At 54.8% G+C, this 15,086-nt stretch carries 14 protein-coding genes and 1 tRNA gene; 10 read left to right on the forward strand and 5 right to left on the reverse strand.

Annotated features, from left to right (window positions below; all coding sequences use genetic code 11):
• Positions 1-94: 94 nt before the first annotated feature.
• Positions 95-1,003 (forward strand): LysR substrate-binding domain-containing protein, encoded by a 909-nt coding sequence (locus AB9F26_RS07270; RefSeq protein WP_335584416.1) that lies wholly within the window; start codon positions 95-97, stop codon positions 1,001-1,003.
• 489 nt (positions 1,004-1,492) lie between these two features.
• On the opposite strand, the gene AB9F26_RS07275 is transcribed toward AB9F26_RS07270, so the two are convergent.
• From AB9F26_RS07275 to AB9F26_RS07285, 3 genes are all read right to left on the reverse strand, one after another.
• Positions 1,493-1,576 (reverse strand) — tRNA-Leu (locus tag AB9F26_RS07275).
• 89 nt (positions 1,577-1,665) lie between these two features.
• Positions 1,666-3,003, reverse strand: coding sequence for a TRAP transporter large permease (locus tag AB9F26_RS07280; protein ID WP_335584369.1), 1,338 nt, complete (start codon positions 3,001-3,003; stop codon positions 1,666-1,668).
• Positions 3,000-3,548 carry a TRAP transporter small permease gene (locus tag AB9F26_RS07285; protein ID WP_369767708.1) on the reverse strand — a complete coding sequence of 183 codons (549 nt, stop codon included), beginning with the start codon at positions 3,546-3,548 and terminating at the stop codon, positions 3,000-3,002. The genes AB9F26_RS07280 and AB9F26_RS07285 overlap by 4 nt, the downstream gene beginning before the upstream one ends.
• A 147-nt stretch (positions 3,549-3,695) precedes the next feature.
• Here AB9F26_RS07285 and AB9F26_RS07290 point away from each other — a divergent pair, with 147 nt between their 5' ends.
• Positions 3,696-4,274, forward strand: coding sequence for a YqaA family protein (locus AB9F26_RS07290; RefSeq protein ID WP_335584367.1), 579 nt, complete (start codon positions 3,696-3,698; stop codon positions 4,272-4,274).
• The gene (locus AB9F26_RS07295) at positions 4,274-4,732 is read left to right on the forward strand and encodes a disulfide bond formation protein B (protein WP_335584366.1); all 459 of its coding nucleotides are present in this window, start codon (positions 4,274-4,276) and stop codon (positions 4,730-4,732) included. Before AB9F26_RS07290 ends, AB9F26_RS07295 begins: the two co-directional genes overlap by 1 nt.
• Here AB9F26_RS07295 and AB9F26_RS07300 read toward each other — a convergent pair.
• A complete protein-coding gene (locus AB9F26_RS07300) occupies positions 4,729-5,169 on the reverse strand; it encodes an Lrp/AsnC family transcriptional regulator (protein WP_039003594.1) in 441 nt (146 codons plus the stop codon). The genes AB9F26_RS07295 and AB9F26_RS07300 overlap by 4 nt on opposite strands.
• 114 nt (positions 5,170-5,283) lie before the next feature.
• Here AB9F26_RS07300 and rocF point away from each other — a divergent pair, with 114 nt between their 5' ends.
• The 5 genes from rocF to gluQRS all read left to right on the forward strand — a co-directional run bounded on the left by rocF (position 5,284) and on the right by gluQRS (position 12,564).
• The gene (gene rocF / locus AB9F26_RS07305) at positions 5,284-6,222 is read left to right on the forward strand and encodes an arginase (protein WP_369767709.1); all 939 of its coding nucleotides are present in this window, start codon (positions 5,284-5,286) and stop codon (positions 6,220-6,222) included.
• Between the two features lie 32 nt (positions 6,223-6,254).
• Positions 6,255-7,322, forward strand: a complete 1,068-nt coding sequence (locus AB9F26_RS07310; protein WP_369767710.1) for an ornithine cyclodeaminase — start codon at positions 6,255-6,257, stop codon at positions 7,320-7,322.
• A 131-nt stretch (positions 7,323-7,453) separates the two neighbouring features.
• Complete coding sequence (gyrA, locus tag AB9F26_RS07315) at positions 7,454-10,249, forward strand: DNA gyrase subunit A (protein WP_369767711.1); 2,796 nt, start codon at positions 7,454-7,456, stop codon at positions 10,247-10,249.
• 93 nt (positions 10,250-10,342) lie between these two features.
• Entirely contained in the window at positions 10,343-11,686 is a 1,344-nt protein-coding gene (gene trmFO, locus AB9F26_RS07320) for a methylenetetrahydrofolate--tRNA-(uracil(54)-C(5))-methyltransferase (FADH(2)-oxidizing) TrmFO (RefSeq protein WP_369767712.1), read from the forward strand.
• On the forward strand, positions 11,683-12,564 hold the full coding sequence (gluQRS, locus tag AB9F26_RS07325) for a tRNA glutamyl-Q(34) synthetase GluQRS (RefSeq protein ID WP_369767713.1): 882 nt from the start codon (positions 11,683-11,685) through the stop codon (positions 12,562-12,564). Before trmFO ends, gluQRS begins: the two co-directional genes overlap by 4 nt.
• Here gluQRS and hisI read toward each other — a convergent pair.
• Positions 12,561-12,917 carry a phosphoribosyl-AMP cyclohydrolase gene (hisI, locus tag AB9F26_RS07330; protein ID WP_335584360.1) on the reverse strand — a complete coding sequence of 119 codons (357 nt, stop codon included), beginning with the start codon at positions 12,915-12,917 and terminating at the stop codon, positions 12,561-12,563. The two genes, gluQRS and hisI, sit on opposite strands and share 4 nt — an antisense overlap.
• 78 nt (positions 12,918-12,995) lie before the next feature.
• On the opposite strand from hisI, the gene AB9F26_RS07335 reads away from it, so the two are divergent.
• On the forward strand, positions 12,996-13,445 hold the full coding sequence (locus AB9F26_RS07335) for an iron-sulfur cluster assembly scaffold protein (protein WP_335584359.1): 450 nt from the start codon (positions 12,996-12,998) through the stop codon (positions 13,443-13,445).
• Positions 13,446-13,499: 54 nt separating this feature from the next.
• Complete coding sequence (locus AB9F26_RS07340; protein ID WP_335584358.1) at positions 13,500-14,909, forward strand: methyl-accepting chemotaxis protein; 1,410 nt, start codon at positions 13,500-13,502, stop codon at positions 14,907-14,909.
• Positions 14,910-15,086: the final 177 nt, after the last annotated feature.

A 15,086-nucleotide genomic window follows, 5' to 3' on the forward strand; every position in this document is an offset into this window, starting at 1 on the left:
CCTGCCGATAACTGCGTCATTCTTCAAGTATTAAATTGAATTTGGCATTTCCCGTAGTTAAAAATGGTTTCTGATCTTTAAGTAAGGCTATCATATGTCTAATATTGATTTGCACTATCTTCCCGCCCTGACGACACTTCGTGCCTTTGAGGCGACGGCGCGGATGCAGGGGTATTCTGCCGCAGCAAGAACGCTGAACGTCACACCTGCCGCAATCGCACAGCAGGTGCGTAAGCTTGAGGTCGAACTCGGCACTCCACTGGTTCAACGCGAAGGCCGAGGCTTGGTGCTAACTGAGGCGGGACGTCATCTTGGCCTGTCACTCCGCGAGGCCTTTGCTTTGATTTCAAGTGGCGTTTCTGAGGCCCGACGCATGCAAGAAGATAAAGGAGTCCGGGTTTCCACGACCCACTATTTTGTCAATTCTGTCATATTACCGAACCTCAGCGATTTCTGGTCGCAGAACCCCAATACAAAGGTTTCGTTTGTTCCTGATGGGAATCAGAGCCCGATCGATCTCGAAAACTTTGATATTGCTATTCGCGGCCTTCGAAAGGGTGTCACATGGGAAGGGTATGCGGCGCAGACGCTGCTTGAGGCACCGATAATAATCTGCGCCGCCCCGAGCTTGCTGAGCGGCGGAAAGTCGGACCTGTCCACGTTGCCGTGGGTGGCCGAACACGGTTTCAAGGAAACCGAGTTGCACGAATTCGTCCGGCGCGCGGGTTTCGATCCGGAAACGATGCGGATCGTCGATCCTGGCGATGCAAGGTACGAAATGGAAGCTGCGCTTATGGGGTTTGGACTGATGCTTACCCCTGAAGTCATTGTGCGAAAGCATCTGAACGACGGGACGCTTGTCTGGGTCGACACACCACTGGATGAGACGGTTGTTTACCAAGCGATTTATCGCAAGGGCACAATGGCGAAACCGGTGCGTGCGCTTCTCGATTGGCTCACAGCATTGTGCCCACCTCTATCCTATCATGGCCGCCCTTTTTGAAACACAACGGCCGACCGCATTCTTCTCGTTTCCTGACATTCAATTTGCCGATCATGATTGCTATGTCGCTTATTTTTACTGGTCTTTTGCTGGCGCGGCCGCAGATAAGCCGGGGCGTGGGCGCGGGAATGATACTAGGTTATCTGGGCTATATTATCGCAGCACAACGATGGAGGCGCGATCCTCGGATCATCATATCCGAGATTAGTTGTTGGGGTTATTGTCGACTTTGGGGGCCAACGTCCTCAAAGCAGCCGCTGGCAGCCCAGCAGAAAAATGGTGATCTGGGCTCGTTGCCGCCGTTAGTAGCAAAAGTCACGAAGGTCTTCTCTAGGCCGAAAGTGGCTGCACATCGTTGATCGGTAAAACCATATTTGGCTAGATGGATGAGCTTCAATGCAATTAAAAACAACAAGGCGGATGCAGGGCGGATAGAAAACCTCTGCATCCATCTAAATCAGTAATATAACGCCATTTTCAGGAGATTTGTGGTGCCCAAGGGGGGACTCGAACCCCCACGTCTTGCAACGGGGGATTTTGAATCCCCTGCGTCTACCATTCCGCCACTCGGGCCACGAGGTGGATGTAGCCTGTCATGGCGCTGGGGAAAAGAGCAAAAACGCACGGGATGCTATTTTTTTACGAAAAAGCGGTGCGGCGCGCTAAATCCAAATAAGTGCGAGGCTTGGGACCGCCAAAAGGAGTGCGACGCGCAGGATGTCGGACGCTATGAACGGCAAAACACCGCGATAGGTTTGGCCAATGGGCACATCCTTGGCGAGTCCGTTGATAATAAAGAGATTCAATCCTACGGGTGGCGTGATCAGGCCGATCTCGACGGTTACAAGCGCGAGGATACCAAACCAGATGGCGGTGGCTTCGGCAGTCAAACCAAAGTCTAAGGTTTCGATGATCGGAAAGAACACAGGCACGGTCAGAAGGATCATCGAAAGCGAGTCCATCACACAGCCAAACACGAGGTAAAACACCAACATTCCAAGCAATACAATGATCGGAAGCACGCCAAGTCCCCCTATCCACTCAGCAAGGGTTTGTGGGGCCTGTGTGAAGGCCAAGAAGGTGTTAAACAGTTGAGCGCCCAAGAGAATTAGGAAAATCATCGCGGTCGCGGACGCCGCAGCGAGAACGCTTTCCACGAATCCACTCCACGTTAAGCCCCCAGTTGCAGCACCATAAAGGCCCGTAATAACCATGCCGATTGCCGCGCCTTCGGTGGGGGTAAACAGCGCCTGAACCCCAGGCTTCACCCAGTTCCAATCCGCCGCGATTCCTCCCATTACGAGGGCAAAAATCAGGATCACGGGCCAGACCGCGAGAAGCGATTTCAGGCGCTTGGCATAGGCCACTTTTGGCGCGCGTAAATCACCGCTTTCGCGGGACACCATCAGGCGCACAACAATCATGTACCCCACGGCGGCCAAAATACCGGGAACAATGGCGGCGGCAAACATCTTGGCGATGTTTTGCTCCGCGAGAATGGCGTAAATCACCAATATCACCGAAGGGGGGATCAGTATTCCAAGGGTGCCGCCCGCGGCCAAAACACCTGTCGCCAAGGCATCGGAATACCCCGCGCGGCGCATCTCCGGGAGGGCCACCTGCCCCATCGTGCTGGCCGTCGCAAGCGAACTTCCACAAATCGCGCCAAACCCTGCACAAGCGCCCACTGTCGCCATGGCCACCCCACCGCGCCGATGCCCGAGCCAGTCAGCAGCGGCCTGAAAGAGTGCCCGACTCATGCCCGATTTTGTGGCGAATTGCCCCATCAACAGAAACAGCGGCACGATCGACAGAGAGTAGCTTGAGAACGTGTCATAGCTGAGGGTTTTAAGCTGGTTTAGCGGTGCGGAGGCACTGCCTCGAATGATCCAAATCCCAACAAATCCGGTGATCCCCATGGCTACCGCCACTGGCACGCGCAGGAAAATAGCCACAAGCATGAGGGCAAACCCAATGAGCGCGATTTCCACTCCGGTCATGGTTTTGTCCCTTTAATATCAGCGGTAAACTTCAAAATCGCTACGAGGGCAAACAGCCCGGCCCCAATCAGACAGAACCCGAAAGGGAGCCAAATCTGGATCTGAAGCTCATAGGTGGTTTCTGGATAGAAGGGTTTGCTGCCCATCGAGAATACCGACCGAAATACCTCGCTTCCGTAGGGGAATTTCTCGGCGAACCCAAGGTAGAAGCGCCACAGGATAACGGTAGCAATCAGGGCCACCAACCCATCGGAAATCCCGCCCAACACCCGAAACACGCGCGGACCAAACCGCGCGGCCAAAACGTCAACGCGGACGTGTGCGCCGGTCATATGGCCCCATGGAAGAAAGGAGAAAACGGCGATCCCTGTGGCCAGTTCAATCAGCTCAAAATCGCCTGAAATAACTTCCAGCCCCACCGCGCGCGTGCCCACCGAAATTACCGTTACCAGTGCTGCCAAAATCAACAATACCCCCCCAAACAGCGCATAGGCCTGCACCATTTTTCGCACGAAGGGGGGATAGGAAATTTCACGGTCCATCATGGCGTTCTTTTGCGGGTTTTGCCGTCGTCACGCAATAGTTTATCTAACGGGGTAACTTTGCCTTTAAAATTGGCGCTTCATCGCGTAGACAAACCAACATTAGACCGTGAGAAACGGCCTTCAGGCGCAATAACTTAAAGAGCAGCTATGCTACGATCTCTCTATAACTGGACGATGTCCCTCGCCCAGAGTCGGTATGCAATTTGGGCCCTTGGGGTTATTGCTTTTGTCGAAAGCTCAGTTTTCCCGATTCCCCCTGATGTCCTGATGATCCCGATGATTATCGCCCGCCCGTCCAAGGCGTGGCTTATCGCAGGCGTCGCGCTTGTTGGCTCAGTACTGGGCGCATTGCTTGGGTATTATATCGGCTCTGGGTTGTTTGAATCCGTGGGCCGTCCGGTTCTCGAATTCTATGGCAAAGAGCATTATTTCGCGGAGTTCAGCACCAAATACAACGAGTGGGGCGCTTGGGCGGTCTTGATCGCGGGGATTACACCCTTCCCGTTCAAGGTCATCACGATCCTGTCCGGCTCCACGGGGCTCAGCCTGCCGATTTTTATCGTCGCGGCTATCATCGCACGTGCCATAAGGTTCTTTGTTGTCGCGGCCCTTTTGCGGGTCTACGGTGAACCAATCCGCGACTTTATCGAGCGCCGCCTCGGCTTGGTATTTATCGTTTTTGTCGTATTGCTGCTGGGCGGATTTTACTTTGTGAAGGTGCTATAATGAACAAAACACTCGTAATTATCGCAAGTTTTGGCTCTTTGGCGATGCTTTTGGGCGCCTTCGGGTTTCAGTATATCGGCGGCCTTGCGCCCTGCCCGATGTGCCTGTGGCAGCGCTACCCCCATGCCGTGGCCTTTATTTTAGGCGTACTTATACTCGCTGGTGGCCCGCGTATTCTCGCCGCCCTTGGTGCCATCGCCGCCCTCACCACAAGCGCGATCGGCCTGTTTCATACCGGCGTTGAACGCAACTGGTGGGAAGGCCCGACGACCTGCACATCTGGCCCCGTTGCCAACCTAACGCCTGAGGAACTGATGGCGCAAATCATGAGCGCGCCCTTGGTGCGCTGTGACGAAGTGGCGTGGGAAATGTTTGACCTCTCGATGGCCAGCTGGAACGCGATTGGTTCCCTCATCCTCGCGTTCGTTTGGATCGCAGCATGGCGCAGCCGCGCCTAAACCACCTGCTGTGAGCGCATAGAGCGAGTCGTCAAAAGCAGATTGGTCTCGCTGGTTTGCACCCCTTCGATGCGGCGAATATCAGAGAGCACGCGGTCAAACGCCTCAAGGCTATCGGCATTGATCTCGACAATCAAATCCCATTTTCCGTTGGTGGAATGGACCTCTCGCACCGAATTTTGCCCCAGCAATTGATGCAGCACTTTATGGGTGCCGCGCCCCTCAATCCCCAGCATCATCAGGCCCCGCACGGGAGCTTGGGCGACGTCTTCGCGCAGACGCACCGTGAAATCCACGATATCGCCGCGCGCCACAAGGCGCTCCATGCGCGCGCGCGCCGTTGTGCGGGATGTTTTGAGCTCTGCTGCGAGCTCTGAAAGGGTTTTGCGCGCGTTTTTGCGCAAGGCAGCGATGAGGTTCCTATCCAATTCGTCCATAATCACTTCCGATTTGATACAACTGCCGCCAGTTCATCCGAATAGGGGGCTTCTGTCCATCCATTTCGCAGATCAAGCTAGGGTATCTCCGCTTTCCCAACCCACGAGAACCCCATGACCGACACCAAACAAAACTCCACCTGCGTCTTGATCGGCGCGCCCATTGATTGCGGTAAAGCCCGCGCGGGATGCTTGATGGGGCCGGACGCCCTCCGCACCGCTGGGATCGCAACCGCCCTGAGCGAGCTTGGATTCAACGTCGAAGACTGGGGCAATTTCGCACCTGATTTGGGGCAAGAAGTTGCCTGTGACAATCCGGCCGTCCATGGTTTACGCGAAACCATCGGCTGGGCAACAACGCTGCGCCGCGAAGGTGCGCGCGCCATGGACGTTGGGACGCCGATATTTATGGGCGGCGACCACGCCATGTCACTAGGAAGCGTCGCGGGTGTTGCCGATTACGCCGAACGCCAAAAACGCCCATTGTTCCTGCTCTGGTTGGACGCGCATACCGATATTCACACCTTGGCCACCACCACTTCCGGCAACTTGCATGGCACCCCCGTCGCCTATGCCATGGGGCTTGCGGGGTTCGAAGGGTTCGCCCCTATGCCCACCATCCCCGGCGCACAGATTTGCTATCTGGGCCTGCGTTCAGTGGACGCGTCTGAGCGCGCCGCCGTCGGTAAACATGGCCCCACAGCAATTGATATGCGCGCGATTGATGAACATGGCATTGCCGCCCCGCTGGAGGCGTATCTTGCCCAAGTGCGCGCAGCCAATGGCCTGTTGCACGTCTCGCTGGATGTTGATTTTCTCGACCCTTCGATTGCCCCCGCCGTTGGCACCACGGTACCGGGCGGCGCGACGGTGCGAGAGGCACATTTGGCGATGGAAATGCTCTGTGACAGCGACCTTATGTGCTCGCTCGACCTTGTTGAGCTCAACCCGTTTCTGGATGATCGCGGCCGCACCGCCGAACTGATGGTCGACCTCACGGCCTCGCTCTTTGGCCGCCGCGTCTTTGATCGCGAAACAACACGTTACTCTTAAAAACAACGCCCTTTTCCACAAGGATACCAAAAATGAACAAGCCCAACCTCGCCCCATCGTCCTTAGCTTACGTGCCCTTCGTTTCGGTCCAAAACATGATGGCTTTGGTCCATAGCATCGGGATCGAAGACTTTATGAAGGGCCTCGTGGCTTACCTCGAAGAAGATTTCAAAAACTGGGAAAACTTCGATAAAACACCGCGTGTCGCCAGCCATTCCGCCGAGGGTGTGATCGAGTTGATGCCCACCAGCAATGGCGAAATCTATGGCTTTAAATATGTGAACGGCCACCCCAAAAACACCCATGAGGGATTGCAAACCGTCACCGCCTTTGGCCTGCTTGCGACGGTCGATACGGGCTATCCTGTGTTGCTTTCAGAAATGACCATTCTGACCGCGCTGCGCACCGCCGCGACCTCGGCCTTGGTGAGTAAACACCTGATGCCAAAGGGCGCGACAACCATGGCCGTGATCGGCAATGGCGCCCAGAGCGAGTTTCAATGCCTTGCTGCGAAAGCGATCTGTGGCATCCACAATGTCCGCCTCTACGATATCGACCCCGCAGCAACCCAAAAAGCCGTGCGCAACCTAACAAATCAGGGGCTCAATGTGACATCTTGCGCCTCGCCGCAGGAAGCCATCGAAGGGGCTCACATCATCACCACCTGCACTGCCGACAAACAATGCGCGACTATTTTGAGCGACAATATGGTCGGTGCGGGCATCCATATCAACGCGATTGGCGGCGACTGTCCGGGTAAAACCGAACTGCATGTGGACATCCTGAAACGCAGCGATATTTTCGTGGAATACCCGCCGCAAACCCGTGTCGAGGGCGAGATTCAGGCCCTTGCTGATGACTACCCTGTCAACGAGATTTGGAAAGTGATTGCGGGCCTAGAGACAGGGCGCACCTCGGCCAACCAAATCACCCTCTTTGACGGTGTCGGCTTTGCCATCGAGGACTTTTCTGCCCTGCGCTATGCGCTCGATCAAATCCAAGGCACAGCGTTTATGCAGCAGCTCGATATGGTCGCTGACCCCGATGATCCGCGTGATCTGTTCGGGATGGTGCTGCGCGCGAAGCCAAATCGGGGATAAATCCCTAAAAAGGGCTGGAATTCGTGGATTTCCGGCCCTAATTCCGCTCGCCCCATTGCGCCCTATATGCAGGGACGTGTATACATGGGGCAACAAGATATAGAGTTCAATAAAAAGAGCGGTAAATCCACGTGAACGATACGCCAGAAACACCTGTAAACGAAGAAGAAAACGGTCCAGAACGCTACGTATACGATGGACCTCAAATTTCCATCACCAGCGAGATGAAAACCTCCTATTTGGATTACGCGATGAGCGTGATCGTAAGTCGGGCGATTCCAGACCTGCGTGACGGGCTTAAACCGGTGCATCGGCGCATCCTTTATGCGATGTACGAGACCAACAACACGCATGACAAATCCTATCGTAAATCGGCGCGTCCTGTGGGCGATGTGATGGGTAAATACCACCCCCACGGCGACAGCGCGATCTATGATGCCCTTGTGCGGATGGCGCAACATTTCTCGATGTCACTCCCCCTGCTCGATGGTCAAGGCAACTTTGGCTCTATGGATGGCGATAACGCGGCGGCGATGCGGTATACCGAAGTGCGGATGGACAAACCCGCCGCCTATATCCTTGCCGACATCGACAAAGACACCGTTGATTTCCAAGACAACTATGATGGCAAAGACCGCGAACCGTCGGTTCTTCCGTCCCGCTTCCCAAATATGTTGGTGAATGGCGCTGGGGGGATCGCGGTTGGCATGGCCACGAATATTCCACCGCACAACCTTGGCGAAGTGATCGAAGCCACCTTGGCATTGATTGTGAATCCAGACCTAACCACCGAAGAATTGATCGAATACGTTCCGGGCCCTGATTTCCCGACAGGCGCGATTATGTTGGGCCGTTCGGGCGCACGCAAAGCCTATCTAGAGGGCCGTGGCTCAGTGATTATTCGCGCCAAAACACGCGTTGAAGAAATCCGCAAAGACCGCTTTGCGATTGTGGTCGATGAAATTCCCTATCAGGTGAACAAAGCGTCGATGATCGAGAAGATCGCCGAACAAGTGCGCGACAAAAAGATCGAAGGCGTGTCCCACGTTCAGGACGAAAGCGACCGGAATGGTGTGCGGGTTGTTGTCGAACTCAAACGCGACGCAACTGCCGAAGTGGTGTTAAACCAGTTGTTCCGTTATACCCCGATGCAGACGTATTTCGGCTGTAACATGCTTGCGCTGAATGGTGGTCGCCCTGAAACGCTCACTTTGCGGCGCTTCCTGACGTGCTTCATCGACTTCCGCGAAGAAGTTGTGGCCCGTCGCACGGCGTTTGAATTGCGCAAAGCCCGTGAGCGGAGCCACATCTTGTGTGGTTTGGCCGCAGCTGTCACCAATATCGACGAAATCGTTGCGACAATTCGCAGCTCCGCCGATGCGGGCGAAGCGCGCACCCGTCTGATGGAACGTCGCTGGCCCGCTGCGGCGATCATGGAATACATCAAGTTGATTGATGATCCGACCCATACGGCCAATGATGACGGCACTTATAACCTGTCCGAAATTCAGGCCCGTGCGATCCTTGAATTGCGCCTCCAACGCCTAACAGCGATTGGGGTCAAAGAGGTCACCGATGAGCTGCAAGAATTGGCGATCAAAATTCGCGAATACCTCGAAATTCTCGGCAGCCGTGAACGTATCATGGGCATTATCAGGGACGAACTTGTTGAAGTTCGCGACAAATTCGCGGTTCCACGTCGCACCCAGATCGTTGATTGGTCTGGCGATATGGACGACGAAGATCTGATCGAAAAAGAAGAAATGGTCGTCACCGTCACCTCTGGTGGCTACATCAAACGCACCCCCCTTGTTGATTTCCGCGCACAGCGCCGCGGTGGCAAAGGCGTTGGCGGGATGAAGACCAAAGAAGAGGATGTTGTGACCAACCTGTTTGTGGCCAATACCCACACGCAACTGTTGTTCTTTACCAACGATGGTATGGTTTACAAGCTGAAAACTTGGCGTTTGCCTCAAGGCAGCCGCACATCCAAAGGCAAAGCGATCGTCAATATTTTGCCGATGCCGGTTGGGGTTTCGATTGCTGCGATCATGCCCGTGGATGCGCCCGATAGTGAATGGGGCAATCTTCAGATCATGTTTGCCACGTCAAAAGGCACCGTGCGGCGCAATGCGCTTTCCGATTTCACCAATGTGCGCTCAAACGGCAAAATTGCGATGAAGTTTGAGGATGATTTCGCCGATGCAACCCTCGTAAATGCGCGGATTTGCTCGCCGGATGATGATGTGATGCTGGTGACCAACTCTGGCCGCGCGATCCGCTTCCCCTCGACCGACGTGCGGGTTTTCCATAGTCGCGCCTCAACGGGTGTGCGCGGGATTAGGCTGAAAGACGGCGAAGAAGTCGTCTCCATGTCGATTGTTCGCCACTTTGACGCCACCAGCGACGAACGCATCGCCTATCTCAAGATGCGCCGTGCAGCGGCGGGGGCTGTGGAGTCCGACGACGATGTCGATGACGAAGAAAATGGCGACGGTGCGATTTCTCCAGAACGGTTTGACGAAATGCAGGCCGCTGAAGACCTCATCCTGACCATCACGGCCAAAGGTGCTGGCAAAATCAGCTCCTCCCACGGATATCCCGTGCGTGGACGTGGCGGCATGGGCGTTGGTGCGATGGATAAAGCCATGCGCGGCGGTGAACTTGTGGCGTGTTTCCCAGTAGAAATGGGCGATCAAATCATGCTCGCGACCTCCAATGGCCAATCCATTCGTTGTCCGATCCAAGGCATTTCGTTCCGGTCCCGCTCTGCGGGTGGCGTGAAAGTCTTTAACACTGGCAAAGGCGAAACCGTTGTTTCGGTCGCGTGGATCGCCGAAGCCGAAGAAGAAGAGATCGACGCGATCGAAGACGCCGAGATCGTGGCCGAAACCGATGTTGAAACACCGGATGACGCCACCGAATAAATCCCAAACGACGGGATGACATTCTGACCTTCAAAAGCCCTAGCCTTTGCGCTGGGGCTTTTCACTTGTTCAAAGAAAGCTTATATCGCCCCCATGACACAAAAACTCCATATCATCGGCGGCGGAATGGCCGGATCAGAGGCCGCATGGCAGGCCGCAAACCTCGGAATTGAGGTCGTGATCCACGAGATGCGCCCCACAGTCGAAACTTTTGCCCATCGCACGGGAAATTTTGCAGAAATGGTCTGCTCAAATTCCCTGCGTTCGGACGACGACGAGCAAAATGCCGTGGGCCTGCTGCATTGGGAAATGCGCCAAGCGGGCGGCATCATCATGGCCACCGCCGACAAGCACAAAATCCCGGCGGGTGGCGCTTTGGCTGTTGATCGCGACCCCTTCGCGCAATCTGTGACCGATGCGTTGATGGCGCACCCGAATATCAGCGTTGAGTATGGTGAGATTACCGAATTGCCCAAAGACGGCCATTGGATTATCGCCACGGGCCCGTTGACCTCGCAAGGTTTGGGCGAAGCGATCCAAGCCGAAACAGGCGCCGACGCCCTCGCCTTTTTCGACGCCATCGCGCCGATTGTTTATTCCGAGAGCATCAATATGGATGTCGCGTGGCTTCAGTCGCGTTATGACAAAGGCAACTCCGAAGAAGAGCGCAAAGCCTATGTGAATTGCCCGATGACCAAGGACCAATACGAGGCCTTCATCGACGCCATTCTCGCGGCCGAGCAAGCCGAATTCCATGAAGGCGAGACCGCTGGATATTTCGACGGGTGTTTGCCGATTGAAGTCATGGCCGAACGGGGCCGTGAAACATTACGCTTTGGTCCGATGAAACCCGTCGGCCTGACCAACGCCCACGACCCCGAAAACAAACCTTATGCAGTGGTTCAACTTAGGCGTGATAACGCTTTGGGAACATTGATGAATATCGTTGGATTTCAAACCAAAATGAAGTATGGTGCACAGGCCGAAGTCCTCAAAATGATCCCTGGTTTGGAAGAGGCAAGTTTCGCGCGTCTTGGCGGTATTCACCGCAATACCTTCATTAATTCGCCGACTTTGCTGGACGATCAGATGCGCCTCAAGTCCCAACCGCACATTCGATTTGCGGGTCAGATTACAGGGGTTGAGGGCTATGTGGAAAGTGCCGCGATGGGCCTTCTGGCGGGTCGTTTTGCCGCCGCCGAAATCCTCGAAAAACCTGTGAGTGCGTTACCGCAAGACACGGCGATGGGTGCGCTGGTGCATCATATCACGGGCGGCGCCGAGGCCAAAACCTTCCAGCCGATGAATGTGAACTTTGGTCTGTTTCAACCCGTTGAAGGCCTCAAAAATGGCCGTCGTGGACGCAAAGATCGCTACAAAGCCTATACTGACCGCGCAAAAGCCGCGTGGACGGACTGGCTCGCGCCGCAAGAATGATTACACGTTTCGCTCCCTCGCCGACGGGCCCGCTCCATTTGGGCCACGCCTATTCTGCGCTTCTGGCTTATGACATGGCGATGATGAATGGGGGCGAATTCCTGCTGCGGATCGAGGACATCGACCAGTCCCGCGCCCGTCCCCATTGGGAAACGCAAATCTATGAAGATCTCGACTGGCTTGGCCTGTGGTGGCCGCGCCCTGTGGTGCTGCAATCCGAGCAAATGTCGCGCTATGAAACGGCCCTCGATACGCTGTGGCGCGCCGAACGCCTGTATCCCTGCCATTGTTCGCGGCGCGACATCCAAGACGCCATGAGTGCGCCACAAGAAGGCACGCAACGCCTTGGCCCTGATCGCGCGATCTATCCGGGAACCTGCACCGACCTTCCTAAAGCGCATTACGGCGAAAAACCGCGTCCCTCGGCACAAACTCTACGGTTGCGCATGCGCTCTGTGGCGCGATTGGCCGAGAAAACGTCGGCTGGAATGGGGTTCTCCTTCATTGAAACCGGCGAAGGCCCGAACGGCGAAACGGGCGAGGTTTTCTTTACCGTTGATGAGCTTATTACAGAGGTTGGTGACATCGTTTTGGCCCGCAAGGGCATGGGCACAAGTTATCATTTGTCGGTAGTTTTGGACGATGCAGCACAGGAGGTCAGCCATGTAATCCGCGGCCAAGACCTCTTTGAGGCAACTAAGATTCACGTGGTTTTACAAAAGCTTCTCGGCCTCCCTTCACCTAAATACCACCACCATAAACTGATCCGTGATGATGACGGTAAACGCCTCGCCAAACGGGACGACGCGCGCGCCATTGCCAAGTTTCGCGCCGACGGGAAATCGCCCGAGGATATCCGCGCTATGGTGGGCCTTTAGGCCATCGGCGCCATGAGTTCGACATTGTCGCCCTCAAGCACAGAGGTGTAAAAACACGAGCGCCGATTGGTATGACACGCAGGGCCTTCCTGCTCGACAATCATCAACAGGCAATCCGCATCACAATCCACGCGCAGATCAATCAAACGCTGGATGTGGCCACTGGTTTCGCCCTTGATCCAAAACGCCTGCCGTGAGCGACTCCAATAGGTCACGCGGCGGGTTTCAAGCGTGCGCTTCACCGCCTCGATACTCATCCATGCCATCATCAAAACGGCGCCCGTTTCATCCTGCGCAATCGCGGGAATCAACCCTTGGTCATTAAAGACGAGTGTCTCTGGATCAAATTTCATGGCAACACCTTGTGTTTTACGGGCTTCAGCGCTTATCTAAGACAAAGGTGCGCAGATTTAAACACCAAAGGACCTAAGATGCCCGATACCGATCTCATAAAACTCTATTCCGCGCGCATTTTGGCGCTTGCGGCGAATATTGGCCTGACGGATCGCCTTGAGCTACCGGATGCCACGGCGAAAAAACGGGCGCCTCTTTGTGGATCAACCGTAACTGTCGATATTGAGGTGGAAGACGGGAAGATTACCGCGTTTGGTCAAGATGTAAAGGCCTGTGCTCTTGGGCAAGCTGCAGCCTCAATTTTGGCGCAAAACATCGTTGGCGCGAGCTTTAACGAGGTCCACGCGACGCGCACCGCATTGCACGATATGCTCAAAAAAGACGGCCCCGTGCCGACGGGGCGCTTTGAGGGGTTTGAGGTTCTTTTGCCCGCGCGCGAGTACAAAAACCGGCACGCCTCTATCCTTTTGTCGCTCGACGCCACGCTGGATGCGATTGAAAAAACACGCGCGCAAAACTGCGCTTAACACTTTCGCAAGGCTGCTCCTTTAAGCGTTATCAAACGTAAAATGGAGACGCCAATGATTCCCGCGCCGGAATTTGTAAATGGACAAGCCGTGGACAGCCGCATCAGTGCCTTGTCCCGAACGGCTTCTGCTCTGGGGTATGAAATTGTTGATATTGCGGGTTTTCTCGACCTCATCAATGAAAAAACGCATAGCCAATTAGGGACGCTTGCCGAAGTCCGCAAAGGGGCGGCTCGAGTAAGTGAGGCAAATTCTGCGGTGCTTCTGGCCGTGAAGAAGGTGAGCGATGCTTCCTTTCAAATGAATGGGGCTGTTGAAACCTCGATGGCGGATATCCGCAAGACCTCTGGCCAGACGAAAGACGTCGCCGAATGGGTTCAAACCATTGACGAACGTATGACAACCGTCGAGGCTACCCTTCTCGGGGTCCAAGAGAACAACGACGCCATCGCAAAAATCGCCAGACAAGTGAATATTCTAGCGATTAATGCCAAGATTGAGGCCGCGCGCGCGGGCGATGCAGGGCGCGGATTTGCCGTTGTGGCCGAAGCCATTAACGAGTTATCCCATAAGACAGCTGCCGCTGCGGCGGGGATATCCGACAATATTACGTCCCTGTCGGGATGGATCGGGTCGATGAAAACCGAAGCTGGCGGTATTTCTGAAAAGGCAACCAGCGTTCTAACGGGCGCCGAACTTACAGATACCGCCCTTACTGGTATTTCTGAAAGCGTAAAACTCTCCATGGCGCAGGCAAGCCAGATCGCCGCGGACGCCGAGAATGTGCGTGCTGCCGGTCAGGAGTTTGAACCCAGTTTCAATCTTATTGGAGGCTCGGTTGAAGAGGCGGCGGAAGGCATTTCACAGGCATTTACCCGCGTGCAGGCTCTCATTGATCGCTCGGAAAGCATTGTTCAAACAACAGTAGAGATGGGAGGAACAAGCGACGACATTTCGTTTATCAACCTTGTCAAAGAGCGCGCCACGATGGTTTCAAATACCTTTGAAGCTGGTATAATTGAAGGTGCTATTGGAATGAGCCAACTCTTTGACCAAACCTATTCTGACATTGCAGGAACGAACCCTGTGCAAAAAATGGCACCATTCACATCCTTCATGGACCGTGTGTTGCCGATAATCCAGGAAGAGGTTCTAACATTTGACGAACGGATCGTGTTTTGCGCATGTGTGGACCGGAACGGATATTTGCCGACCCACAATAAAAAGTTTTCGCAGAAACCAAGCCACGACCCGGCTTGGAATACAGCCAATTGCCGAAATCGACGCATTTTCGATGACCGCGTTGGGCTAAAGTCCGGAAACAACAATGAACCATTCCTCCTCCAAGTCTATCGGCGGGACATGGGAGGCGGCGAATTCACGATGATGAAAGATTTGTCGGCACCAATTATTGTGCAGGGAAGACTGTGGGGCGGCATTCGGATCGCCTACAACTTCAAATAAAAAGCCGCCGTCCCTGGGGAAGGAACGGCGGCGAGTATGCCCAGCGAAAGTTCGTTGCGTTTCTGGAAGAGGCACTTACAGAAAAGATATGAACAGGCAGTTTCATGAGATTGCGCATCACAATGGGGACAAGATGCGTAAAATCGACTTCACTGGGCGGGGTCAGACAGGCAGTGC

Origin of the sequence: Falsihalocynthiibacter sp. BN13B15 (assembly GCF_041205415.1) — a bacterium.
Lineage (GTDB): Bacteria > Pseudomonadota > Alphaproteobacteria > Rhodobacterales > Rhodobacteraceae > Falsihalocynthiibacter > Falsihalocynthiibacter arcticus.